Source organism: Burkholderia sp. HI4860 (assembly GCF_002223045.2).
Lineage (GTDB): Bacteria > Pseudomonadota > Gammaproteobacteria > Burkholderiales > Burkholderiaceae > Burkholderia.
This window is the reverse complement of record NZ_NKFO02000003.1, coordinates 2,335,488-2,359,049: the sequence shown is the minus strand read 5'-3', so window position 1 is coordinate 2,359,049 and position 23,562 is coordinate 2,335,488. Positions and strand designations below refer to the sequence as shown.

The window sequence follows — 23,562 nt, the reverse complement described above, 5'->3', positions numbered from 1 at the left end:
AGCAGGTTTGGTTCCCTCCATTTTCGCCAGGTTCATGGAACAGATCCGCATCCGTGGGGCTCGTACCCACAACCTGAAAAACGTCAATCTCGACCTGCCGCGCCACAAGCTGGTCGTGATTACCGGGTTGTCCGGGTCGGGCAAGTCGTCGCTCGCGTTCGATACCCTTTATGCCGAGGGTCAGCGCCGCTACGTCGAAAGCCTGTCCGCGTATGCCCGCCAGTTCCTGCAACTGATGGAGAAACCCGACGTCGACCTGATCGAAGGCCTGTCGCCGGCGATCTCGATCGAGCAGAAGGCAACGTCCCACAACCCGCGTTCGACCGTCGGCACGGTCACGGAAATCCACGACTACCTGCGACTTTTGTTCGCACGTGTCGGCACGCCGTACTGCCCCGACCACGACATCCCGCTGGAAGCGCAAAGCGTGTCGCAGATGGTCGACGCGGCGCTCGCGCTGCCCGAGGAAACCAAGCTGATGATCCTCGCGCCCGTCGTCGCGGACCGCAAGGGCGAGCATGCCGAGCTGTTCGAGGACATGCAGGCGCAGGGTTTCGTGCGCTTTCGCGTGCGCTCGGGCGGCGGCGCCGCGAACGAAGGCGTCGCGAAGATCTACGAGGTCGAGTCGCTGCCGAAGCTGAAGAAGAACGACAAGCACACGATCGACGTCGTCGTCGATCGTCTCAAGGTGCGCCCGGACATGAAGCAGCGCCTCGCCGAGTCGTTCGAGACGGCGCTGCGCCTCGCCGACGGCCGCGCGATCGCGCTCGAGATGGATACCGACCGCGAGTACCTGTTCAGCTCGAAGTTCGCGTGCCCGATCTGCTCGTACTCGCTGCAGGAACTCGAGCCGCGCCTGTTCTCGTTCAACAACCCGATGGGCGCGTGCCCGGAATGCGACGGCCTCGGCCAGATCACGTTCTTCGACCCGAAGCGGGTCGTCGCGCACCCGTCGCTGTCGCTCGCCGCCGGCGCCGTGAAAGGCTGGGACCGCCGCAACCAGTTCTACTTCCAGATGCTGCAGAGTCTCGCGGCGTTCTACGAATTCGACATCGACGCCGCGTTCGAGGATCTGCCGGAAAAGATCCGGAAGGTGCTGCTGTTCGGCTCGGGCAAGCAGACGATCCCGTTTTCGTACATCAACGAGCGCGGCCGCACGACGATCCGCGAGCACGTGTTCGAGGGGATCATCCCGAACCTCGAGCGCCGCTACCGCGAGACCGATTCGGTCGCGGTGCGCGAAGAGCTGTCGAAGTACCAGAACAACCAGCCGTGCCCGTCGTGCGACGGCACGCGCCTGCGCCGCGAAGCGCGCCACGTGCGGATCGGCACGGGCGACTACGCGCGCGGCATCTTCGAAATCAGCGGCTGGCCGCTGCGCGACGCGCTCGGCTATTTCGACGGGCTGTCGCTCGACGGCGCGAAACGCGAGATCGCCGACAAGGTCATCAAGGAAATCGTCGCGCGCCTCACCTTCCTGAACAACGTCGGCCTCGACTACCTGTCGCTCGAGCGCAGCGCGGAAACCCTGTCGGGCGGCGAGGCGCAGCGCATCCGGCTCGCGTCGCAGATCGGCTCGGGTCTCACGGGCGTGATGTACGTGCTCGACGAGCCGTCGATCGGCCTGCACCAGCGCGACAACGACCGCCTGATCGCGACCCTCAAGCACCTGCGCGACCTCGGCAACTCGGTGATCGTCGTCGAGCACGACGAGGACATGATCCGCACCGCCGACTACGTCGTCGACATGGGCCCGGGCGCCGGCGAGCACGGCGGCGTGATCGTGGCCGAGGGCACGCCGAAGCAGGTGCAGTCGAATCCGCAGTCGCTCACCGGCCAGTACCTGCTCGGCAAACGCGTGATCGAGTACCCGGACGAGCGGCTCGCGCCCGATCCGGAGCGGATGCTGCGCATCGTCGACGCGCACGGCAACAACCTGAAGCACGTCGATCTGGAGCTGCCGGTCGGCCTGCTGACCTGCATCACCGGTGTGTCGGGCTCCGGCAAGTCGACGCTGATCAACGACACGCTGTATCACGCGGTCGCGCGCCACCTGTACGGTTCGTCGGCCGAGCCGGCGCCGCACGACGCGATCGAGGGCCTCGAGCACTTCGACAAGGTGATCAACGTCGACCAGTCGCCGATCGGCCGCACGCCGCGCTCGAACCCGGCCACGTATACGGGCCTGTTCACGCCGATCCGCGAGCTGTTCTCGGGCGTGCCGACCGCGAAGGAGCGCGGCTACGATCCGGGCCGTTTCTCGTTCAACGTGAAGGGCGGCCGCTGCGAATCGTGCCAGGGCGACGGCGTGCTGAAGGTGGAAATGCACTTCCTGCCGGACGTCTACGTGCCGTGCGACGTGTGCCACGGCAAGCGCTACAACCGCGAAACGCTCGAAGTGCAGTACAAGGGCAAGAACATCAGCGAAGTGCTCGACATGACGGTCGAGCACGCGTATGAGTTCTTCAGCGCGGTGCCGGTCATCGCGCGCAAGCTGAAGACGCTGCTCGACGTCGGCCTCGGCTACATCCGCCTCGGCCAGTCGGCCACGACGCTGTCGGGCGGCGAGGCGCAGCGCGTGAAGCTGTCGCTCGAGCTCTCCAAGCGCGACACCGGCCGCACGCTGTACATCCTCGACGAGCCGACCACCGGCCTGCACTTCCACGACATCGCCCTGCTGCTGGAAGTGATCCACCGGCTGCGCGACCAGGGCAACACGGTCGTGATCATCGAGCACAACCTCGACGTGATCAAGACGGCCGACTGGGTGATCGACCTCGGCCCCGAAGGCGGTGCCGGCGGCGGCCAGATCATCGCGCAGGGCACGCCCGAGCAGGTCGCGAAGACGAAGGCGAGCTTTACCGGCAAATACCTCGCGCCGCTGCTCAAGCGCACGGCCCGCAAGGTCGCGGCCGGCTGACACGTCGCGCCTGCCTGCCCTCCCGCGCGCGGCCGCCCGGCCGCGCGCCCTTGCGCACCGCCGAACCGGCCCCTTCTCGTTTTCCCTCCTGCGTATACACCATGCGCCAAACGGCCCCGTTGCGGACCATAATGGCAGCTATACTTTACGGTCGTAAGGTTCGCCGTACGCACCAATCCGGTGCGGCGCCGGGCGAACACGGCTCTGCCGCGCATTCCGCGGCATGACACACGAACGACAGGAATCCACGATGGAGAAGCAACCAGACTCGTCGCGCGATGCGCAGAATCGCGAACCGCACCTGCGCAGCGTGCGGCTGACGAGCGACTTCAGCCTGCCGAAGCTGTCGGCGCTCGAGATCGGCAGCTATGCGTTCGCGATCCTCGCGATGTGGCTCGTGATCGAACTCAAGCTGCTCGGCGGGCTGCTGGCCGGCTTGCTGGTCTACCAGCTGATCCACACGATCGCCCCCGTGATCGAACGCCATACCACGAGCATGCGCGCGCGCTGGGTCGCCGTCGTGCTGCTGTCGATCGCGATCGTCGGCGCGTTGACGGGCCTGACGATCGGCATCATCGAACACTTCGAGCGCACGGTGCCGAACCTGCAAAGCCTGCTCGACCAGCTGATGCAGATCGTCGAGCAGACCCGCGCCCGCACGCCGGCCTGGATCGCGAACCTGCTGCCCGTCGACGTCGAGCAGATGAAGACGAAGGCCGCCGTGCTGATGCACTCGCACATGGACCAGCTCCAGCAAAGCGGCAAGAGCGTCGCGCGCGGCTTCGGCCACGTGCTGTTCGGGATGATCATCGGCGCGATGATCGCGATCGGCGTCGAGCACGGCAAGGTGCGCCGGCCGCTGTCCACGGCGCTCGTCACGCGCGTGTCGCGCTTCGCCGACGCATTCCGCCGGATCGTGTTCGCGCAGATCAAGATCTCGGCGATCAACGCGGTGTTCACGGGCATCTACCTGCTCGTCGCGCTGCCTATCTTCCACCAGCGGCTGCCGCTGTCGAAAACGCTCGTGCTCGTCACGTTCATCGTCGGCCTGCTGCCCGTGATCGGCAACCTGATCTCGAACACGCTGATCGTCGCCGTGTCGCTGTCGGTCAGCATGGGCACCGCGATCGCGTCGCTGGCGTTCCTCGTGATCATCCACAAGCTCGAATACTTCCTGAACGCGAAGATCATCGGCGGCCAGATCGAGTCGCGCGCATGGGAGCTGCTGCTCGCGATGCTGATCATGGAGGCGGCGTTCGGGCTGCCGGGCGTGATCGCCGCGCCGATCTTCTACGCGTACCTGAAGCGCGAGCTGTACCTGCTGCGGCTGATCTGAAGCAGGCCGCCCGCCAAACAGCGATAAAAAACGCCGCGCCCCGTGAAGGGCGCGGCGTTTTTGTTTGTAATTGCCAACGAGCCGGCAATCGGCAAAATCAGCGGAACACGACCGTCTTCGTCCCGTTCAGCACGATCCGGTGCTCGACGTGCCACTTCACCGCGCGCGCCAGCGTCACGCATTCGACGTCGCGGCCGATCGCGGTCAGCTGGTCGGGCGTCATGCTGTGGTCGACGCGCTCGACTTCCTGCTCGATGATCGGGCCTTCGTCGAGATCGGTCGTCACGTAGTGCGCGGTCGCGCCGATCAGCTTCACGCCACGATCGAACGCCTGATAGTACGGCTTCGCGCCCTTGAAGCTCGGCAGGAACGAATGGTGGATGTTGATCGCGCGGCCGGCGAGCTGCTTGCACAGGTTCGGCGACAGGATCTGCATGTAGCGCGCGAGCACGACCAGATCGGCCTGGTGCTCGTCGATCACTTCCAGCACGCGCGCTTCCTGCGCGGCCTTCGCGGCATCGGACGAGCCGCCGACCAGCGGAAAGTGATGGAACGGGATGTTGTAGCTCGCGGCGAGCTGGTAGAACTCCTTGTGGTTCGACACGATCGCCGGGATCTCGATCGGCAGCTGGCCGGTGCGATAGCGGAACAGCAGGTCGTTCAGGCAGTGGCCGATCTTCGACACCATGATCACGACGCGCGGCTTCACGGCCGCGTCATGCAGCTCCCAGCGCATCGAGAACTGTTCGGCGAGCGGCGCGAATTCCTTGCGAAGCGTGTCGAGCGCCGTCGCGGCATCCGCGCCGCCGCCGTCCTGCTCGAAGTGCACGCGCATGAAGAATTCGCTGGTGCGGCTGTCGCCGAACTGCGCCGAATCGAGGATGTTGTTGCTGCGCTCGAACAGGAAGCCCGAGACCGCATGGACGATGCCGTGCCGGTCGGGGCACGACAGTTTCAAGATAAAGCTGTGATCGGTCGGCATGACCGCTACTCCCTTCGTTTCCGTATTCGTCAAATTGCCCGTTCGCGCCGCCAGGCTGCGCGCGCGGCACGCGTCACGCGGCCGGTGCGAACAGGGCGTCGATGCCCGCCGCGTCGGCCGCCGGGATCCAGCGGTGGCGCAGCAGCGTGTCGAGCGTCGCGAGGCTCGCATCCATCGTCGCGCGGCCGTCGCGCAACCAGCCGATCACCTCGGGCACGCCGGCCAGCAGGTGCTCGGCCACTTCGCCGTCCTGGTTGCGCGGCGCGAAATCGCGCGGCAGCGGCAGGTCGTACACGAAGATCAGTTCGGACTGCGTGCCTTCCGGCAGCGAGCACAGCACCTGCACCGCGCGGCCCGCGATCGCGCGCGCGGCCAGTTCGGCCGGAATGCCGGCTTCTTCCCAGCATTCCTTCGCGAGCGTCTCGTGAACGCCCAGGCCCCAGCCGATTCCGCCGGCGACGACGTTGTCGAGCATGCCGGGGTCGGTTGCCTTGGTCTCGCTGCGGCGGCCGAGCCACATCTGCGGGACGGCCGCGGCGGACGGCTCGCCCGGCGCAACCGCATATTCTACGATGCCGTTCAGATGCACCGCGTAAGTCTGCGTGCCGAAGAAGCGCGATGCGGCGCGCTCGATGTACGCGAGCGGCGGATCGTCGAAGCGGTTGCGGATCGCGTAGATCTCGTCGCGCCAGCCGGGAATCGCGCCTTCGGCCGCGAGCGCGCCGATCGCACTCGCCAGCGCCATGCTGCGTGCGTCGACCGAATCGTAGCGCGCCGACAGCACGACGCGCTCATCCGTCAGCTCGAACACGTCGGGCCAGCGCGCCAGCATCGCGACGTCGTCGCGGCGCACCCAGCCGACCGCCTGGCCGGCAATCTCGAAACGCAGGTGCGCAGCGGGATCGAAGCGGCGCGCAGCCGCAATACACGGAAACGTCATCGTCTGTCAGTCCTTCAGCGCCACGCGGATGCCGATCGCGATGAACGTCGCGCCGGCGATCCGGTCGAGCCACACGCCGGCCTTCGGGCGGCGCTTCAGCCATGCGCCGATCATGCCCGCGCCGACGCCGAACAGCGAGAAGACCGCGGCCGTCTGCAGCATGAACAGCGCGCCGAGTTCGAACATCTGCAGCGTGACGCTCTGCGCGCCGTGCGGATCGACGAACTGCGGCAGGAACACGACGAAGAACAGCGTGACCTTCGGGTTCATCAGGTTGCCGATCACGCTCTGCCGGAAGATCGTGCCGAGCGGCTGAGGCGGGCGCGCGTGCGCATTCGAGAGCCCCTGGCTGCGCAGCGCCTTGATGCCGATCCACACGAGGTAGGCGGCGCCCGCGAGCTTCAGGATCTGGAACGCGACCGGCGACGAACGCAGCACGGCCGCGACGCCGAGCGCCGCGAGCGTCGTATGGAACAGGATCCCGGCCGTGAAGCCGAGCGCGGCGACGAAGCCGGCCGCGCGGCCCTGCGAGATGCCGCGTGCGAGCACCTGCAGGTTGTCGGGCCCCGGCGCGAACGTGATCGCGATCGACGTGGCGAGAAACAGCATGAAGTTGGGCATCGTGACCTCGCTGCGTGACGTGGAAGCTCAGGCTGGCCGGCGTTCAGTGGCCGGCGAATTCGGTGACGGTATAAACCGGCAGTCCCGCATTGCGCAGCAGTGCCGAGCCGCCGAGATCGGGCAGGTCGATGATCGCCGCGCCCTCGACGACTTCCGCGCCGAGCCGCTGCAGCAGGTTGCGCCCCGCCATCATCGTGCCGCCGGTCGCGATCAGGTCGTCCATGATGATCACGCGATCGCCGGGGCGACACGCATCTTCATGGATCTCGACCGTCGCGCTGCCGTATTCGAGGTCGTACGATTCCGAGCGCGTCTTGTACGGCAGCTTGCCGACCTTGCGGATCGGCACGAAGCCGACGCTCAGTTCGTACGCGACGATCGGCGCGATGATGAAGCCGCGTGCATCGAGGCCCGCGACGTAGTCGAGCTTCGCATCGACATAGCGCTCGACGAACAGGTCGACGAGGATGCGCAGCGCCTTCGGGCTCTGCAGCAGCGTCGTGATGTCGCGGAACATCACGCCCGGCTGCGGCCAGTCGGGCACCGTGCGGATCTGGCTGTGGATGAAGGCGACCGGATCGAGCGGTGCGGCCGGCGACGAATGCGGCATGAAACTCTCCGAAAAAAACGGTGCGCGAAGATCGGGCACCGTTTCGAAAAAATACGGGTCAGGTTATCAAACCAGACGCGGCTCAGGCGGCCGCGGCCGGCGGTTCGCGCCGATGGCGCGACAGCCGCTCCTCCGCGAGCGCGAGCGCCTCGGGCAGCCCGCGCAGCACGACGATGTCGCTCGCGCGCAGCTTGGTTTGCGGATCGGGTTCGACGCCGCGGATGCCATGCCGGCGGATCGCCGTGACTTCGAGCCCGAGTGCATACAGCCCCAGTTCTTCCAGCGAACGCCCGACCGCGTCCGCACGCGCATCGACCGGCACCGATTGTAGCCGCACCTGCTCGTGGTCGTCGTCGTCCGCGTCGTCCGCGCCGCGGAAATAGCCGCGCAGCAGGCTGTAGCGTTCGTCGCGCATCTCCTCGACGCGCCGCACGACCTTGCGCATCGGCACGCCGACCAGCACCAGCGTGTGCGATGCGAGCATCAGGCTGCCCTCGACGATCTCCGGAATCACCTCGGTCGCGCCGGCCGCGAGCAGCTTCTCGAGATCGGCGTCGTCGACGGTGCGCACGATCGCGGGCAGCGTCGGCTCGAGTTCGTGCACGTGATGCAGCACGCGCAGCGCGGACGGCGTGTTCGCATAGGTGATCGCCACCGCCGCCGCGCGGTGGATACCGGCCGCGAGCAGCGACTCGCGGCGCGCCGCGTCGCCGAACACGACCGATTCGCCGGCCGCCGCGGCCGCGCTCACGCGATCGGGGTCGAGGTCGAGCGCGACGTACGAAATGCCTTCCTGTTCGAGCATCCGCGCCAGGTTCTGGCCGGCGCGGCCGTAGCCGCAGATGATCACGTGGCCGCGCTGCTTGAGGCTTTGCGTCGCGATCCGCGTCATCTGCAGCGACTGCTGCATCCATTCGGTCGACGACAGCCGCATCACGATCCGGTCGGCGTTCTGGATCAGGAACGGCGCCGCGAGCATCGACAGCAGCATCGACGCGAGGATCGCCTGCAGCAGCGTCGAATCGACGAGATGCCGGTCGAGGATCAGGTTCAGCAGCACGAAGCCGAATTCGCCGGCCTGCGCGAGCCCGATGCCGGTACGCATCGCGACGCCCGGCGTCGCGCCGAACAGCCGCGCGAGCCCGGCGATCATCGTCGCCTTGAACAGGATCTGCCCGACGAAGAAACCGAGCACGAGGAACGGGTGCTCCCAGATCACGCGCGGGTCGAGCAGCATCCCGGTCGTCACGAAGAACAGGCCGAGCAGCACGTCGCGGAACGGCTTGATGTCCTCCTCCACCTGATGGCGGAACGGCGTCTCGGAGATCAGCATCCCCGCGATGAACGCGCCGAGCGCGAGCGACAGGCCGAAACGGTCGGTGATGAATGCGGCGCCGAGCGTGACGAGCAGCAGGTTCAGCACGAACAGTTCCTGCGAGCGGCGCCGTGCGACGACGTTGAGCCAGCGCGTCATGAAGCGCTGGCCGATGACCAGCAGCAGCGTGAGCGCGATCACGATCTTGACGGCCGCGAAGCCGAGCGTGATCGCGAGGTCCTTCGACGACTCGGCGCCGAACGCGGCGATCACGATCAGCAGCGGCACCACCGCGAGATCCTGGAACAGCAGCACGCCGAAGATGTTGCGGCCGTGCTCGGTCTCGATCTCGAGCCGCTCGGCGAGCATCTTCGACACGATCGCCGTCGACGACATCGCGAGCGCGCCGCCGAGCGCGATGCTGCCCTGCCACGTGATGTGCACCCAGTGCTCGAACAGCATGCCCAGCACGAGCGCGAGCACGAGCGTCGCGACGACCTGCAGCAGCCCGAGCCCGAACACGAGCCGCTGCATCGCCCTCAGCTTCGCCAGCGAGAACTCGAGGCCGATCGAAAACATCAGGAACACCACGCCGAATTCCGCGAGATGCTCGGCCCGCTCCAGATCCGCCGCGATGCCGAACGCATGCGGGCCGACCAGGATGCCGACGGTCAGGTAGCCGAGCATCGGCGGCAGGTTCAACGAGCGGAATACGACGACGCCCACCACTGAGGCCAGCAGCAGCAGCAGGGTCATTTCGAGCGGGGAAATCACGGGCGAAGCGTCCTCGTTCGTCGGGGCCACGGCAATGCGGGCGCGGGTGGTGGCGGTGGTCAGGCGACCTCGGACGAGTCCGAAGGCCCGGCGCGGCGAACAAACGCCTTTGCTATACTCCGCGCATGATAGCGAAAATCAATGATGACCGGGCGCTCGCGCTCGCCCGCGACGTGCTCGACATCGAGGCGGACGCCGTGCGCGCGCTGCGCGACCAGCTCGACGGCGGCTTCGTCCAGGCCGTCGCGCTGCTGCTCGGCTGCCGCGGCCGCGTGGTGGTGTCCGGTATCGGCAAATCGGGGCATATTGCCCGCAAGATCGCGGCCACGCTGGCCAGCACCGGTACGCCGGCCTTCTTCGTCCACCCGGCCGAGGCCAGCCATGGCGACCTCGGGATGGTCACCTCCGACGACGTCTTCATCGGCATCTCCTATTCCGGCGAATCGGAAGAACTCGTGGCGATCCTGCCACTCGTGAAGCGGATCGGCGCGAAGCTGATCGCGATCACGGGCCGCGCGGAATCGAGCCTCGGCACGCTCGCCGACGTGAACCTGAACGCCGCGGTCTCGAAAGAGGCCTGCCCGATGAACCTCGCGCCCACCGCGAGCACGACCGCCGCGCTCGCGCTCGGCGACGCGCTCGCCGTGGCGGTGCTCGACGCGCGCGGCTTCGGCTCCGAGGATTTCGCGCGCTCGCACCCGGGCGGCGCACTCGGCCGGCGCCTGCTCACCTACGTGCGCGACGTGATGCGCTCGGGCGACGACGTCCCGTCCGTCGGGCTCGACGCGACGCTGTCGGACGCCCTGTTCCAGATCACCGCGAAGCGCCTCGGGATGACCGCCGTGGTCGACGCCGGCGGCAAGGTCGCGGGCATCTTCACCGATGGCGACCTGCGCCGCGTGCTCGCGCGCGACGGCGACTTCCGCACGCTGCCGATCACCGACGTGATGACGCGCGACCCGCGCACGGTGGCGCCGGATCACCTGGCGGTCGAGGCCGTGGAACTGATGGAGCGCCACCGGATCAACCAGATGCTGGTGGTCGATGCCGACGGCGTGCTGATCGGCGCGCTGAACATGCACGACCTGTTTTCGAAGAAGGTGATCTGATGAGCGCAGCGCTGACTGCGGCCGAACGCGCGAGCCGCGTGAAGCTGATGATTTTCGACGTCGACGGTGTGCTGACCGACGGCGGCCTGCTGTTTACCGCGGCCGGCGACGCGATGAAGTCGTTCAATTCGCTCGACGGCCACGGCGTGAAGCTGCTCGGCGAAGCCGGCATCGCAACCGCGATCATCACGGGCCGCCGCTCGGAGATCGTCGCGGCGCGTGCGAAGGAAATGAAGATCGCGCACCTGTTCCAGGGCGTCGAGAACAAGCTCGTCGTGTTCACCGACCTGATCGCGTCGCTCGGCCTCACCGCCGACCAGTGCGGCTACATGGGCGACGACTGGCCCGACCTGCCCGTGATGCTGCGCTGCGGCTTCGCGACGGCCCCCGCGAACGCGCACCCCGAGGTGATCGCCCGCGCGCACTGGGTGGCCGAGGCCCGCGGCGGCCACGGCGCCGTCCGCGAAGTCTGCGACGCGATCCTGCGCGCACAGCGCCGCTACGACGCGCTGCTCGCGGCCGCCTGCGGAGCCTGACGGATGAACACGCATTTCCGCTGGACCCAGTTGCTGCCGCTCGTCGCGGTCGCCGCGCTCGCGGGCATCACCTGGTGGCTGCTGCAGGCCACGCTGCCGCCGCCCGGCGAGGGCACCGTGCAGCCGAAGCGCCACACGCCCGACTATTTCGCCGACAACTTCTCGGTCACCGAGCTCGACCAGTCGGGCGCGACCCAGTACCGGCTGACGGCCGCGAAGCTGATCCATTACGAAGACACCGAAGACAGCGACCTGACCGATCCGGCCATGCGCGCGTTCCAGCCCGGCAAGCCGGTCGTGACGACCACCTCGAAGCGCGGCACCGTCAACGGCGACGTGTCGATCGTCGATTTGTACGACGACGCGCGTATCCTGCGCGCGGCCGGCGGCGGCGATCCGCAGATGCAGGCTGATTCCCAGCATTTCCGGATCTTCGTCAATGACGATGTGATCCAGACCGAAAAGCCGGTTAAACTTCAGCGCGGCCTGTCGCTCGTCAACGCGACCGACGGCATGAAGTACAACAACGTCACCCGGGTCATCGAGCTTTACGGCAACGTGCGCGGCACGATCGCCGCGCAGGACACGTCCGGCGGCTCGAAAGGTCAACCCAAGTGACGCATCCCTCACGTGACTGCATGAACGAATCGTTCCCTCGACAGATTTCCGGCGGCGCTGCGCGCGCCGTCCGCGCCGCGCTTGCCGCGACGCTCGTGGCGCTCCCGCTGGTCGGGCTGGCGCCGCTCGCCCATGCCGAGAAGGCCGACCAAAGCAAGCCGATCAACGTCGAGGCCGACAACCTGACCTATGACGACCTGAAGCAGGTCACGGTCGCGACCGGCAACGTCGTGATCACGAAGGGCACGATCATCATCAAGGGCGATCGCGTCGAAGTGCGCCAGGACCCGGAAGGCTATCAGTACGCCACTTCGTTCGGCAGCGGCAAGAAGCACGCGACGTTCCGCCAGAAGCGCGAAGGCCTCGACGAGTACATCGACGGCGACGCCGAGCGCATCGACTACGACGGCAAGCAGGACCTGACGACGCTGACCACCGCCGCGACCGTGCGCCGCCTGCAGGGCACGTCGACCGTCGCCGATACCGTGCACGGCAGCGTGATCACGTACGACGGCCAGCGCGACTTCTACACCGCGAAGGGCGGCAAGGACGTCGCCGCGCCGGGCAACCCGAACGGCCGCGTGCGCGCGATGCTGTCGCCGAAGAACGGCGGCCCCGCGCCGCTGAACGGCGCGCCGGCAAAGCTGTCGCCGTCGACCACGATCCAGGGGGCGCCGGGCCAATGAACGCGCTACCGAACCGCCAGCCGGCCGGCACGACGAGCTCGCTCGTCGTCCGCAACCTGAAGAAGCGCTACGGCTCGCGCACGGTCGTCAAGGACGTGTCGCTCGACGTGAAAAGCGGCGAAGTCGTCGGCCTGCTCGGCCCGAACGGCGCCGGCAAGACCACGTCGTTCTACATGATCGTCGGCCTGGTGCCGCTCGACGCCGGCGAGATCTCGCTGAACGGCAGCTCGATCAGCCTGCTGCCGATCCACAAGCGCGCGTCGCTCGGCCTGTCGTACCTGCCGCAGGAAGCGTCCGTGTTCCGCAAGCTGACCGTCGAGGAGAACATCCGCGCGGTGCTCGAGCTGCAGCACGGCGAAGACGGCAAGCGGCTGTCGAAGGACGCGATCTCGTCGCGCGCCGAAGCGCTGCTCGACGAGCTGCAGATCGGCCACCTGCGCGAGAATCCCGCGCTGTCGCTGTCGGGCGGCGAGCGGCGCCGGGTCGAAATCGCGCGCGCGCTGGCCACCAACCCGAACTTCATCCTGCTCGACGAACCGTTCGCCGGCGTCGACCCGATCGCGGTGCTCGAGATCCAGAAGATCGTCAAGTTCCTGAAGCAGCGCAACATCGGCGTGCTGATTACCGATCACAACGTCCGCGAAACGCTCGGCATCTGCGACCACGCGTACATCATCAGCGACGGCTCGGTGCTCGCCGCCGGTGCGCCGAGCGAAATCATCGAAAACGAAAGCGTACGCCGCGTGTACCTCGGCGAACACTTCCGGATGTAACTCCTCCTCGTGGCTGGCTGCACCCCGCCCGGCGTCGCCGCGCGGGGCCGCGCCCCGCTTCGCGGCCATGCCCGCGGCCGGGCGGCGCGCCGCGCGTAATCGCGGATGGCTCAACGCGCCTGGGTCGTGGCAAACTGCCGGTATGACTCCCTCCTTGCCATGAAAGCCAGCCTTCAACTCCGCCTGTCGCAACATCTGGCGCTGACGCCCCAGCTACAGCAGTCGATCCGGCTCCTGCAGTTGTCGACGCTCGAATTGCAGCAGGAAGTCGCGATGGCCGTCGCGCAGAACCCGCTGCTCGAGAACGACGATGAATGGATCGCGAGCCCGCTGCGTGTTGCTGCGGACGGATCGCTGATCGCGCAGACGCCTCCCGCGCAGAACACCGAGCCCGTCGCGGCCAACGGCAGCAGTTCGTCGAGCGATCGTGCCGAGCGCGACGAGCCGGCCGGCGCGGACGAATACGACGGTTATGCATCCGGCGACGGCAACGACGGCCCGCAGTGGAACCTCGACGAATACGGCCGCTCGAGCGGCGCATCCGACGACGACGACCTCCCGCCGCTGCAGGTGCAGGAAGCGGCGACGTCGCTGCGCGACCACCTGTCCGCGCAATTGCGCGTCACGCAGGCCGGCCCGCGCGACCGCGCGCTCGTGATGTTCCTGATCGAATCGCTTGACGACGACGGCTACCTGACCGCCACGCTCGATGAAGTGCTCGCCGACCTGCCGCCCGAGCTGGAAATCGACTGCGACGAACTGAACGCGGCGCTCGCGCTGCTGCACAGCTTCGATCCGGCCGGGGTCGGTGCGCGCTCGGCGTCCGAATGCCTGAAGCTCCAGCTGCTGCGCCTCGATCCGTCCCCGACACGCACGCTCGCGCTCGAAATCGTGTCGCAGCATCTCGAACTGCTCGCCGCCCGCGACTTCACGCGGCTGCGCAAGCACCTGAAGGCGAGCGACGACGCGCTGCGCGACGCGCACACGCTGATCCGCTCGCTGGAGCCGTTCCCCGGCGCCGCGTACGGCAAGGCCGAGGCCGACTACGTCGTACCCGACATCATCGTGAAGAAGGCCGGCCAGGGATGGCTCGCGGAGCTCAACCCGGAGGTCGTGCCGCGCCTGCGGATCAACAACCTTTACGCGAACATCCTGCGCAACAGCCGCGGCGATCCGTCGGCCGGTTCGCTCAAGCAGCAGCTCCAGGAAGCACGCTGGCTGATCAAGAACATCCAGCAGCGTTTCGACACGATCCTGCGTGTCGCGCAGGCCATTGTCGAGCGTCAAAAGAACTTCTTTGCGCACGGTGAAATTGCCATGCGCCCCTTGGTTTTGCGGGAAATAGCTGATACGCTGGGCCTACACGAGTCGACTGTCAGCCGTGTGACAACCGGGAAGTACATGCTGACCCCGTTCGGGACGCTTGAATTTAAGTACTTCTTCGGATCTCACGTCTCGACCGACACCGGTGGCGCCGCTTCGTCGACAGCCATCCGAGCCCTCATCAAGCAACTGATAGGAGCTGAAGACCCTAAATCGCCACTTTCGGACAGCCGCATTGCCGAGCTGCTGGCAGAACAGGGATTCGTGGTCGCGCGCCGCACGGTTGCGAAGTATCGCGAAGCCCTCAAGATCCCGGCAGTGAATCTGCGCAAGTCTCTTTAAGCCTGCTGCCTGCCCGGCGGCAGGCGTGTCCCGACCACCGCGCACACGGGGAACAGGCCGGGCGACCTGTCCGCGATACGCCGCCTTCGTGCGGCACGGGCAAGTCGACCGGAGCGCCGCCTCGATGCGGCCGGGTGGTCACTCGCTTGGAGAAGCACTATGAACCTGAAGATCAGTGGACATCATCTCGAAGTCACGCCTGCAATTCGCGAATACGTGATCACCAAGCTGGACCGGGTGCTACGGCATAGCGATCAGGTGATCGATGGCACTGTGATCCTCTCGGTCGACAACCACAAGGAAAAGGACAAGCAGCAGCGCGCGGAAATCAACCTGCACCTGAAGGGCAAGGACATCTTCGTCGAAAGCGCGAACGGTAACCTGTATGCAGCGATCGACCTGCTGATCGACAAGCTGGATCGCCAGGTCGTCAAGCACATGGAGCGTCTGCAAACGCACGCGCACGACCCGATCAAGCTTCAACCGTCGATCGACCAGATCGAACTGCCGCCGCAGTAACCTTCACTGCAACACACACGTCGCCCGGTTCGCCGGGCGTTTTTTTTGCGACTCCGCGCAGGGGTGCAACCGGTCCTTCCGCGCTGCGCCACGCACGCGGCTGTGCTCTATAATGTTCCGGTTATCGCCGGGGGGCGCTGGATGCGGTAGCTGCCTTGCAGGTTGCCGATGCCGAACGCCTTGATATCGCCGAACATGGATAATCAGTCTGCCGCCGCAAGGAGACCCCAGGCCGCCCAATCGCCTGCCAACATGAATCGCCTAGCCAAAATCCTGCCCATAGAGAACGTCGTCATCGACCTCTCAGTCACCAGCAAGAAACGCGTGTTCGAACAAGCCGGGCTGATGTTCGAGAATCAGAACGGCATCGCCCGCAGCACCGTCACGGACAACCTGTTCGCGCGCGAGCGCCTCGGCTCGACCGGGCTCGGCGAAGGCGTCGCGATTCCGCACGGGCGCATCAAGGGTCTCAAGCACCCGCTCGCCGCGTTCGTCCGACTCGCCGATGCAATCCCGTTCGAAGCCCCCGACGGCCAGCCGGTCGGTCTCCTGATCTTCCTGCTCGTGCCCGAGCAAGCCACCCAGCAGCACCTCGAGATCCTGTCGGAAATCGCGCAACTGCTGTCCGATCGCGACGCGCGCGAGCGTCTGCACAACGAAACGGATATCGCCGAGTTGCATCGCCTGCTCACTCAGTGGCAACCTTGAGTTGATCCGGGCGGAATATTTTCCCGTACGCGGCGGCACGCGCCGCCGTTCAGGGCCGCCCGGCGCCGGCCCGGCATGGCGACGTCCGTCGCCGCGCGCACGCACCGGCCCATTGGAGTGACGAGAGTCATGGATACGTCCAGCATCAACGCCCAGAGCATCTTCGACGACAACGCGGCCACGCTGAAACTGAGCTGGCTGACGGGGCATGAAGGCTGGGAGCGCGGTTTTTCGGCCGACACCGTCGGCAATGCAACCTCGAGCGCCGACCTCGTCGGCCACCTGAACCTGATCCACCCGAACCGGATCCAGGTGCTCGGCGAAGCCGAAATCGACTACTACCAGCGACAAACCGACGAAGACCGCTCGCGCCACATGGCCGAGCTGATCGCGCTCGAACCGCCGTTCCTCGTCGTCGCCGGCGGGGCCGCGGCGCCGCCCGAACTCGTGCTGCGCTGCACGCGCTCGTCGACCCCGCTGTTCACCACGCCCATGTCGGCCGCCGCGGTGATCGACAGCCTGCGGCTCTACATGTCGCGCATCCTCGCGCCGCGCGCGACGCTGCACGGCGTGTTCATCGACATCCTCGGGATGGGCGTGCTGCTGACCGGCGATTCGGGCCTCGGCAAGAGCGAACTCGGCCTCGAGCTGATCAGCCGCGGCCACGGCCTCGTCGCCGACGACGCGGTCGATTTCGTCCGACTTGGCCCCGATTTCGTCGAAGGGCGCTGCCCGCCGCTGCTGCAGAACCTGCTCGAAGTGCGTGGTCTGGGCCTGCTCGACATCAAGACGATCTTCGGCGAAACCGCCGTGCGGCGGAAAATGAAGCTGAAGCTGATCGTCCAGTTGGTTCGGCGCCCTGACGGCGAATTCCAGCGCCTGCCGCTCGAAAGCCAGACGGTCGACGTGCTCGGCCTGCCGATCAGCAAGGTCACGATCCAGGTCGCGGCCGGCCGCAACCTCGCGGTGCTCGTCGAGGCGGCCGTCCGGAACACGATCCTGCAGTTGCGCGGAATCGACACATTGCGCGATTTCATGGATCGGCAACGACTCGCGATGCAAGATCCCGACAGTCAGTTCCCCGGCAAACTGGTGTAACCGCACGCGCCGGCCACGCCACGCCGACGCGTCGAGCCGGTGCTATGATGAAACGTCAGGATTCTCTGCTTCCCATGCGCATCGTCCTCATCACCGGCATCTCCGGCTCAGGCAAGTCCGTCGCGCTGAACGCGCTCGAAGACGCAGGCTATTACTGCGTCGACAACCTGCCGCCGCACGTGCTCCCCGAACTCGCCCGCTACCTCGGCGAGGATGGCCAGCGCCGGCTCGCGGTCGCGATCGACGCGCGCTCGAGCGCGTCGCTCGATGAAATGCCCGGCCTGATCCGCGAGCTGTCGCGCGAGCACGACGTCCGCGTGCTGTTCCTCAACGCGAGCACCCAGGCGCTGATCCAGCGCTTCTCCGAGACGCGCCGCCGCCATCCGCTGTCCGGCTCGCTGTCGCACGATGCGGACGTCGGCCTGCTGTCGTCGCTCGAGGAAGCGATCGAGCGCGAGCGCGAACTCGTCGCGCCGCTCGCCGAATTCGGCCACCAGATCGACACCAGCACGCTGCGCGCGAACGCGCTGCGTACTTGGGTCAAGCGCTTCATCGAGCAGAAGAACAACGACCTGATGGTGATGTTCGAATCGTTCGGCTTCAAGCGCGGCGTGCCGCTCGACGCCGACCTGATGTTCGACGTGCGCGCGCTGCCGAATCCGTACTACGACCACGAGTTGCGCCCGCTCACCGGGCTCGACCAACCGGTCATCGCCTTTCTCGACGCACTGCCGATCGTCCACCAGATGATCGACGACATCCATGCGTTCCTGATGAAATGGCTGCCGCACTTCCGCGATGACAACCGCAGCTACCTGACCGTCGCCATCGGCTGCACGGGCGGCCAGCATCGGTCGGTGTTCATCGCGGAAACGCTCGCCGCGCGCCTTGCGCACGACGCGAACGTGATCGTGCGGCATCGTGACGCGCCACTGGATGTCGACGCGTCGTCGCGGCTCGTCTCCGAGGTCGACCGACCCTAGCGACGCCCGCCCCAACGCCCGCGCGCCATGTCCTCCCTATCGACCACCCTGATCGACCTGCCGCTGTTTCCGCTGCACACGGTGCTGTTCCCGGGGGGCCTGCTCCCGCTCAAGGTGTTCGAGGCGCGCTATCTCGACATGGCCCGCGCGTGCCTGCGCGACGATGCACCGTTCGGCGTGTGCCTGCTGAAGAGCGGACCGGAAGTCGCGCAGGACGGCGCCGTGTCGGTGCCCGAGACCATCGGCTGCATGGCGCGTATCACCGAATGCGATACCGGTGAATTCGGCATGCTGTACCTGCAGGCGGTCGGCACGCAGCGTTTCGAGCTGCTGTCGTATCGCGTCGAAGGCAACGGGCTGCTGGTCGGCATCGCGGAGCCGCTGCCGGACGACATCCCGCTCGAAGGCGAGCAGGCGCTCGCGCAGTTCGGCTCGTGCGCCGAGGTGCTCGAGCGCATCATCGACGCGCTGAAGAAGTCCGATCCGCAGAAGATGCCGTTCGGCGAACCGTTCCGGCTCGACGATCCGAGCTGGGTATCGAACCGTCTCGCCGAACTGCTGCCGCTCGACCTGCGCGCGCGGCAGAAGCTGATGGAGTTCCCGGACGTCGGCGCGCGCATCGATGCCGTGCATCACGTGCTCGACCGGCACGGCTGGTTATAGCGAGCGCGGGACCTGTCGCTTTGCCTGAATTATCCGGGAGAGGGCATCCAACGAGGGGCTTCCTTCCGGGCGAAAAGCCGGGCCGGCGAGTTCCGAATCGCCCCCGACAGCAACTTCGAGCCAGGCCACCGAGGGCGACTTCCGTCCGCACGAAAAACCACGAGCGTCCGACGTTTCCCTGAAAGCGCGGCATGCGCCGCGCCCCTCCCCCTTCGTTACAGCAGCGGCCCGCTCAGCGCATCGAGCAGCTTGCGCACGGGCGCCGGCACGCCATACGCGTCGAGCCGGCTCAGCGGCACCCAGGCGGTGTCCGCGTCCCGCGCGCCGGAAGGCAGGCCGCCACCGTCGGCCATGTCGCTCAGCCGCGGCTCGATCTCGAGCCGGAAATGCGTAAACGTGTGCGTGAGCGGCGCGAGCGGCACCGTGCCGCCGCCACCGAAGCCGCGCGCGAGTTCCGCGAGCGCGGCGTCGCCGTCCGCTTGCGGCAGGCTCCACAGGCCGCCCCAGATGCCGGTCGGCGGCCGTCGCTCGAGCAGCACCGCGTCACCGTCGCGCAGCACGAGCATCCAGGTCTTGCGGGTCGGCACGGCCTTCTTCGGCCGCGCGGCCGGCAGTTCGCGCTGGCGGCCCGTCGATTGCGCGACGCAGTCGCCCGCGAACGGGCAGCGCGCGCAATCGGGCTTGCCGCGCACGCACAGCGTCGCGCCGAGATCCATCAGCCCCTGCGTGTATGCGCTCACGTCGGCCGCGTTCGCGGCGTCGGGCAACAGCGATTCGGCGAGCGCCCACATGTCGTTCTCGACGCGCTTCTCGCCCGGGAAGCCTTCGACGCCGAACACCCGCGCCAGCACGCGCTTCACGTTGCCGTCGAGAATCGTCGCGCGCGCACCGTACGCAAACGACGCGATCGCCGCGGCCGTCGAACGGCCGATGCCCGGCAATTCGGCCAGCGCGTCAGGCGTCGCCGGAAACGCACCGCCGTGCTCGGCGACGACGACCTGCGCGCAGCGATGCAGGTTGCGCGCGCGCGAGTAGTAGCCGAGCCCCGCCCAGAGCGCCATCACGTCGTCGGTCGGTGCGGTCGCGAGCGCGGCGACGTCGGGGTAGCGTTCGAGAAAGCGCGTGTAATACGGGATGACGGTCGATACCTGCGTCTGCTGCAGCATGATTTCCGACAGCCAGATCCGGTACGGATCACGGGTGTTCTGCCACGGCAGGTCGTGGCGGCCATGCTCGCGCTGCCACGCGACCAGGCGCGTAGCGAACGTCCGATGCAGCGGCGTGACGGGGAACGGAGCGGGGGCGATGCGGGGCGGCTTCAAGTGATCTAATTGTGGAAAAAGGTTTCAACGCTGGCAGGTCGGGCAGAAATAGGTCGACCGCTGGCCCTGCACGATCTGGCGGATCGGCGTGTTGCATACGCGGCATGGCTGGCCCGCACGGTCGTAGACGAAGCAGTCGAGCTGGAAATAGCCGCTTTCGCCGTTGCTGCCGACGAAATCGCGCAACGTGCTGCCGCCTCGCTCGATCGCGTCGGCAAGCGTCGCGCGCACCGCGTCGGCCAAACGCTCGTAGCGCGGCAGCGACACCTTGCCGGCGGCCGTCGTCGGCCGGATGCCGGCGCGAAACAGGCTCTCCGACGCATAGATGTTGCCGACGCCGACGACCATGTCGCCCGCGAGCAGCGCCTGCTTGACCGACACGGTGCGCCCGCGCGTGCGCGCGTGCAGCAGCGCGCCGGTGAACGCCGGCGAGAACGGCTCGACGCCGAGGCTCGCGAGGAGCGGATGCGCATGCACGTCGCCCGCTTCGCGCGGGTGCCACAGCACCGCGCCGAAGCGGCGCGGATCGCGGAACCGCAGCACGAATTCGTCGAAGATCCAGTCGATGTGGTCGTGCTTCGCGGCGACCGGCACGCCAGCCGCGGGCAGCACGCGCAGCGTGCCCGTCATGCCGAGGTGCACGATGAACCAGCCCGCGTCGACCTCGAACAGCAGATACTTGCCGCGACGCTCGACGGCGAGCACCTCGCGCGCACGCAACTGCTCGGCGAGCCCGGCCGGCACGGGCCAGCGCAGCATCTCGGTACGGACGTCGACACGCTCGACGCGGCGGCCCGCGACAAAGGGCGCGATGCCCCGGCGCGTGACTTCGACTTCTGGCAACTCTGGCATGTTTTGCGGGTCTGAGACTGGATTCACGATCGTGCGTGTATTGTAGCGAGCGCGTTACAATCGGTTGAAACATCGAACGGATTTCCATGACCTTGCCCTCGAAGCTGCTTCAGAAGCGTCCCGCCGCCGTGCGCGGCGCGCGCGCCTTCCCGGTCCGCCGTGCACTCGGCGCCGCGCTGTTTGCCGCCTGGACCCTCACCGCCTTCCCGGCCCACGCGCAGGATCCGGCATCGGACGACGCGGAGTCGCAGGGCGCGTTCGAGCATGTGATGCCGGACGAGAAAAAGGATCTCCCCGGCGTTCCGCTGACGAGCCAGATCGTCTACCAGGTGCTCGCCGCCGAGGTCGCGCTGCAGCGTAACCAGCCCGCGCCGGCCTACCAGACCTACCTCGCGCTCGCCCGCGACACGCGCGATCCGCGCATGGCGCAGCGTGCGACCGAGATCGCGCTCGGCGCGCAGAGCCCGGCCGACGCGCTGTCCGCCGCGAACCTGTGGCGCCAGTACGCACCCGATTCGAATCGCGCATCGCAGGTCGACGCCGCGCTGCTGGTGCTCGCCGGCAAGCCGGCCGACGCACAGCCGACGCTCGCGCGCGAGCTGGCACGGGCGACCGGCGAGACGCGCGGCCCGGCGATCCTCGCGCTGCAGGCGCTGCTCGTGCGCGGCTCCGACCGCGTCGGCGGCCTCGCGGTATTGAAGGACATGCTGAAGAACGACCTGAACCGGCCCGAAGCGCAGCTCGCGATCGCGCGCCAGCAGCTCGCGGTCGACGACAAGGACGGCGCCGCGCAGTCGCTGAAGCAGGCGCTACAGCTCCGCCCCGACTACCTGCCGGCGGCTTTGATGCTGTCGCAGATGGGGCCGGCGGAACGCGCGGCGGGCATCACGTCGTTCGAGAAGTATGTTCAGCAGAATCCGAAGTCGCGCGATGCGCGGCTCGCGCTGTCGCAGCTCTATCTCGCCGACGATCGCCTCGACGACGCGCAGAAGCAGTTCGAGACGATGCGCAAGCTCGACGCGAAGGATCCGACGCCGCTGATGGCGCTCGCGCTGATCAAGATCCAGCAGAAGAAGCTCGACGAAGCGACCGGCTACCTGAAGCAGTACGTCCAGCTCGGCGACAAGCAGCCGAACCTCGACGTCGGCCAGGGCTACATCTACCTCGCGCAGATCGCGATCGACCAGAACAACGACGCGCAGGCATCGCAGTGGCTCGACAAGGTCGACCAGACGAGCCAGCACTACCTGCCCGCGCAGATCACGCGCGCGCAGCTGCTGCAGAAACAGGGCAAGACCGACGAGGCGCGCAAGGTGCTCGACGACCTGCCGATCACGGATCCGCGCGATGCGGCCGTGGTCGCACGCACCGACGCGTCGATCCTGTTCACCGCGAAGCGCTACCCGGAAGCCGAGGCACGGCTCGGACAGGCGGTCCAGGACTTCCCCGACGATCCCGACCTGCGCTACGACTACGCGATGGCGGCCGAAAAGACCGGCCACTACACGACGATGGAAAAGCAGCTGCGCGAGCTGATCCGCACGCAGCCCGACAATCCGCAGGCATACAACGCGCTCGGCTATTCGCTCGCCGATCGCAACCAGCGGCTCCCCGAAGCCAGCAAGCTGATCGACAAGGCGATGACGCTCGCACCGAACGACGCGTACATCATGGACAGCCTCGGCTGGGTGAAGTACCGGATGGGCGATACGGCCGGCGCGGCGAAGGTGCTGCGACGCGCGTACGAACTGCAGCCGAACGCCGAGATCGGCGCGCATCTCGGCGAAGTGCTGTGGAAGAGCGGCGCGCAGGACGATGCGCGTTCCGCATGGCGTGACGCACAGAAGCTCGAGCCGGACAACGACACGCTCGTGCAGACGCTGAAACGCCTCCAGATCAACGGTCTCTGATGCAGATGTTCCCGACGTTTTCCCTGTCCTTCCGCGCGCAGCGCACGCTGGCCGCAGCCGGCGCGGCGCTCGTGCTCGCCGGCTGCGCGAGCACGCCGCCGTCGGCCGGCGCGCCGACCGGCGCGGCGCTGCAGACTACCGCCACGCACGCTTACCATGGCCGCTTCGCGGTGCGGTACGACGACCGTCTCGGCAATCCGCAGAACGTGTACGGCAACTTCGACTGGCAGGAGCACGGCGACGACGTGTCGCTCGAGCTGCGCAGCCCGCTCGGCCAGACGCTCGCGGTCGTGAAGTCGACGCCGCAGGCGGCATCGCTCGAATTGCCGAACCATCCGACGCAATATGCGCCGGACGTCGGCGACCTGATGCAGAAGACGCTCGGTTTCGAACTGCCGCTCGCGGGCCTGCGCTACTGGCTGCTGCCGACCGCCGCGCCCGCCACGCCCGCGCAGACGGTGCGCGATCCGGCCGACGGTACGCGCGTCAAGCAGATCCGCCAGGACGGCTGGACGATCGACTACCTTGCCTACGCGGATGCCCCGGCCACGGGCGTCAAACGCGTCAACCTCGTGCGCGCGACACCGCCGCTCGACATCAAGCTCGTGCTCGATCAGTGAGC

At 67.3% G+C, this 23,562-nt stretch carries 22 protein-coding genes; 15 read left to right on the top strand and 7 right to left on the bottom strand.

Translation table 11 applies throughout. The features are described 5' to 3' along the window. Positions 1-34: 34 nt before the first annotated feature. Both uvrA and CFB34_RS26215 read left to right on the top strand, forming a co-directional pair. A complete protein-coding gene (uvrA, locus tag CFB34_RS26220; RefSeq protein ID WP_089441032.1) occupies positions 35-2,920 on the top strand; it encodes an excinuclease ABC subunit UvrA in 2,886 nt (961 codons plus the stop codon). Between the two features lie 250 nt (positions 2,921-3,170). After that, on the top strand, positions 3,171-4,256 hold the full coding sequence (locus tag CFB34_RS26215; protein ID WP_179243660.1) for an AI-2E family transporter: 1,086 nt from the start codon (positions 3,171-3,173) through the stop codon (positions 4,254-4,256). A 97-nt stretch (positions 4,257-4,353) separates the two neighbouring features. On the opposite strand, the gene purU is transcribed toward CFB34_RS26215, so the two are convergent. The 5 genes from purU to CFB34_RS26190 all read right to left on the bottom strand — a co-directional run bounded on the left by purU (position 4,354) and on the right by CFB34_RS26190 (position 9,498). Next, on the bottom strand, positions 4,354-5,238 hold the full coding sequence (gene purU, locus CFB34_RS26210) for a formyltetrahydrofolate deformylase (protein WP_089441033.1): 885 nt from the start codon (positions 5,236-5,238) through the stop codon (positions 4,354-4,356). 73 nt (positions 5,239-5,311) lie between these two features. Further along, entirely contained in the window at positions 5,312-6,178 is an 867-nt protein-coding gene (locus CFB34_RS26205) for a DUF4743 domain-containing protein (protein WP_089441034.1), read from the bottom strand. A gap of 6 nt (positions 6,179-6,184) precedes the next feature. Beyond that, entirely contained in the window at positions 6,185-6,799 is a 615-nt protein-coding gene (locus CFB34_RS26200; RefSeq protein ID WP_059233178.1) for a LysE family translocator, read from the bottom strand. Positions 6,800-6,842: 43 nt separating this feature from the next. Further along, positions 6,843-7,409 (bottom strand): adenine phosphoribosyltransferase, encoded by a 567-nt coding sequence (locus CFB34_RS26195; RefSeq protein ID WP_089441035.1) that lies wholly within the window; start codon positions 7,407-7,409, stop codon positions 6,843-6,845. Positions 7,410-7,491: 82 nt separating this feature from the next. Continuing rightward, complete coding sequence (locus CFB34_RS26190) at positions 7,492-9,498, bottom strand: monovalent cation:proton antiporter family protein (protein WP_089441036.1); 2,007 nt, start codon at positions 9,496-9,498, stop codon at positions 7,492-7,494. Between the two features lie 125 nt (positions 9,499-9,623). On the opposite strand from CFB34_RS26190, the gene kdsD reads away from it, so the two are divergent. From kdsD to CFB34_RS26135, 11 genes are all read left to right on the top strand, one after another. Next, a complete protein-coding gene (gene kdsD / locus CFB34_RS26185; RefSeq protein WP_039345999.1) occupies positions 9,624-10,607 on the top strand; it encodes an arabinose 5-phosphate isomerase KdsD in 984 nt (327 codons plus the stop codon). Continuing rightward, entirely contained in the window at positions 10,607-11,143 is a 537-nt protein-coding gene (locus CFB34_RS26180; RefSeq protein ID WP_089441037.1) for an HAD family hydrolase, read from the top strand. The genes kdsD and CFB34_RS26180 overlap by 1 nt, the downstream gene beginning before the upstream one ends. 3 nt (positions 11,144-11,146) lie before the next feature. Beyond that, on the top strand, positions 11,147-11,761 hold the full coding sequence (lptC, locus tag CFB34_RS26175) for an LPS export ABC transporter periplasmic protein LptC (protein ID WP_089441038.1): 615 nt from the start codon (positions 11,147-11,149) through the stop codon (positions 11,759-11,761). Between the two features lie 20 nt (positions 11,762-11,781). Then, positions 11,782-12,447 carry a lipopolysaccharide transport periplasmic protein LptA gene (gene lptA / locus CFB34_RS26170; protein WP_089441039.1) on the top strand — a complete coding sequence of 222 codons (666 nt, stop codon included), beginning with the start codon at positions 11,782-11,784 and terminating at the stop codon, positions 12,445-12,447. Further along, the gene (lptB, locus tag CFB34_RS26165) at positions 12,444-13,220 is read left to right on the top strand and encodes an LPS export ABC transporter ATP-binding protein (protein ID WP_011353224.1); all 777 of its coding nucleotides are present in this window, start codon (positions 12,444-12,446) and stop codon (positions 13,218-13,220) included. The genes lptA and lptB overlap by 4 nt, the downstream gene beginning before the upstream one ends. A gap of 159 nt (positions 13,221-13,379) precedes the next feature. Further along, positions 13,380-14,885 (top strand): RNA polymerase factor sigma-54, encoded by a 1,506-nt coding sequence (locus CFB34_RS26160; RefSeq protein WP_089441040.1) that lies wholly within the window; start codon positions 13,380-13,382, stop codon positions 14,883-14,885. A 159-nt stretch (positions 14,886-15,044) separates the two neighbouring features. Further along, on the top strand, positions 15,045-15,404 hold the full coding sequence (gene raiA, locus CFB34_RS26155) for a ribosome-associated translation inhibitor RaiA (RefSeq protein WP_006477786.1): 360 nt from the start codon (positions 15,045-15,047) through the stop codon (positions 15,402-15,404). A gap of 168 nt (positions 15,405-15,572) precedes the next feature. Next, complete coding sequence (locus CFB34_RS26150) at positions 15,573-16,112, top strand: PTS sugar transporter subunit IIA (RefSeq protein ID WP_011353226.1); 540 nt, start codon at positions 15,573-15,575, stop codon at positions 16,110-16,112. A gap of 129 nt (positions 16,113-16,241) precedes the next feature. Further along, complete coding sequence (hprK, locus tag CFB34_RS26145) at positions 16,242-17,210, top strand: HPr(Ser) kinase/phosphatase (RefSeq protein WP_011353227.1); 969 nt, start codon at positions 16,242-16,244, stop codon at positions 17,208-17,210. A gap of 74 nt (positions 17,211-17,284) precedes the next feature. Then, entirely contained in the window at positions 17,285-18,193 is a 909-nt protein-coding gene (rapZ, locus tag CFB34_RS26140; RefSeq protein WP_089441041.1) for an RNase adapter RapZ, read from the top strand. Positions 18,194-18,220: 27 nt separating this feature from the next. After that, entirely contained in the window at positions 18,221-18,856 is a 636-nt protein-coding gene (locus CFB34_RS26135; protein WP_089441042.1) for an LON peptidase substrate-binding domain-containing protein, read from the top strand. A gap of 215 nt (positions 18,857-19,071) precedes the next feature. On the opposite strand, the gene mutY is transcribed toward CFB34_RS26135, so the two are convergent. Both mutY and mutM read right to left on the bottom strand, forming a co-directional pair. Further along, complete coding sequence (gene mutY, locus CFB34_RS26130; protein WP_089441043.1) at positions 19,072-20,178, bottom strand: A/G-specific adenine glycosylase; 1,107 nt, start codon at positions 20,176-20,178, stop codon at positions 19,072-19,074. A 24-nt stretch (positions 20,179-20,202) separates the two neighbouring features. Then, complete coding sequence (gene mutM, locus CFB34_RS26125; protein WP_046544386.1) at positions 20,203-21,030, bottom strand: bifunctional DNA-formamidopyrimidine glycosylase/DNA-(apurinic or apyrimidinic site) lyase; 828 nt, start codon at positions 21,028-21,030, stop codon at positions 20,203-20,205. Between the two features lie 86 nt (positions 21,031-21,116). On the opposite strand from mutM, the gene CFB34_RS26120 reads away from it, so the two are divergent. Both CFB34_RS26120 and lolB read left to right on the top strand, forming a co-directional pair. Next, on the top strand, positions 21,117-22,940 hold the full coding sequence (locus CFB34_RS26120; RefSeq protein WP_089441044.1) for a tetratricopeptide repeat protein: 1,824 nt from the start codon (positions 21,117-21,119) through the stop codon (positions 22,938-22,940). Further along, positions 22,940-23,560, top strand: a complete 621-nt coding sequence (gene lolB / locus CFB34_RS26115; RefSeq protein ID WP_089441045.1) for a lipoprotein insertase outer membrane protein LolB — start codon at positions 22,940-22,942, stop codon at positions 23,558-23,560. Before CFB34_RS26120 ends, lolB begins: the two co-directional genes overlap by 1 nt. Positions 23,561-23,562: the final 2 nt, after the last annotated feature.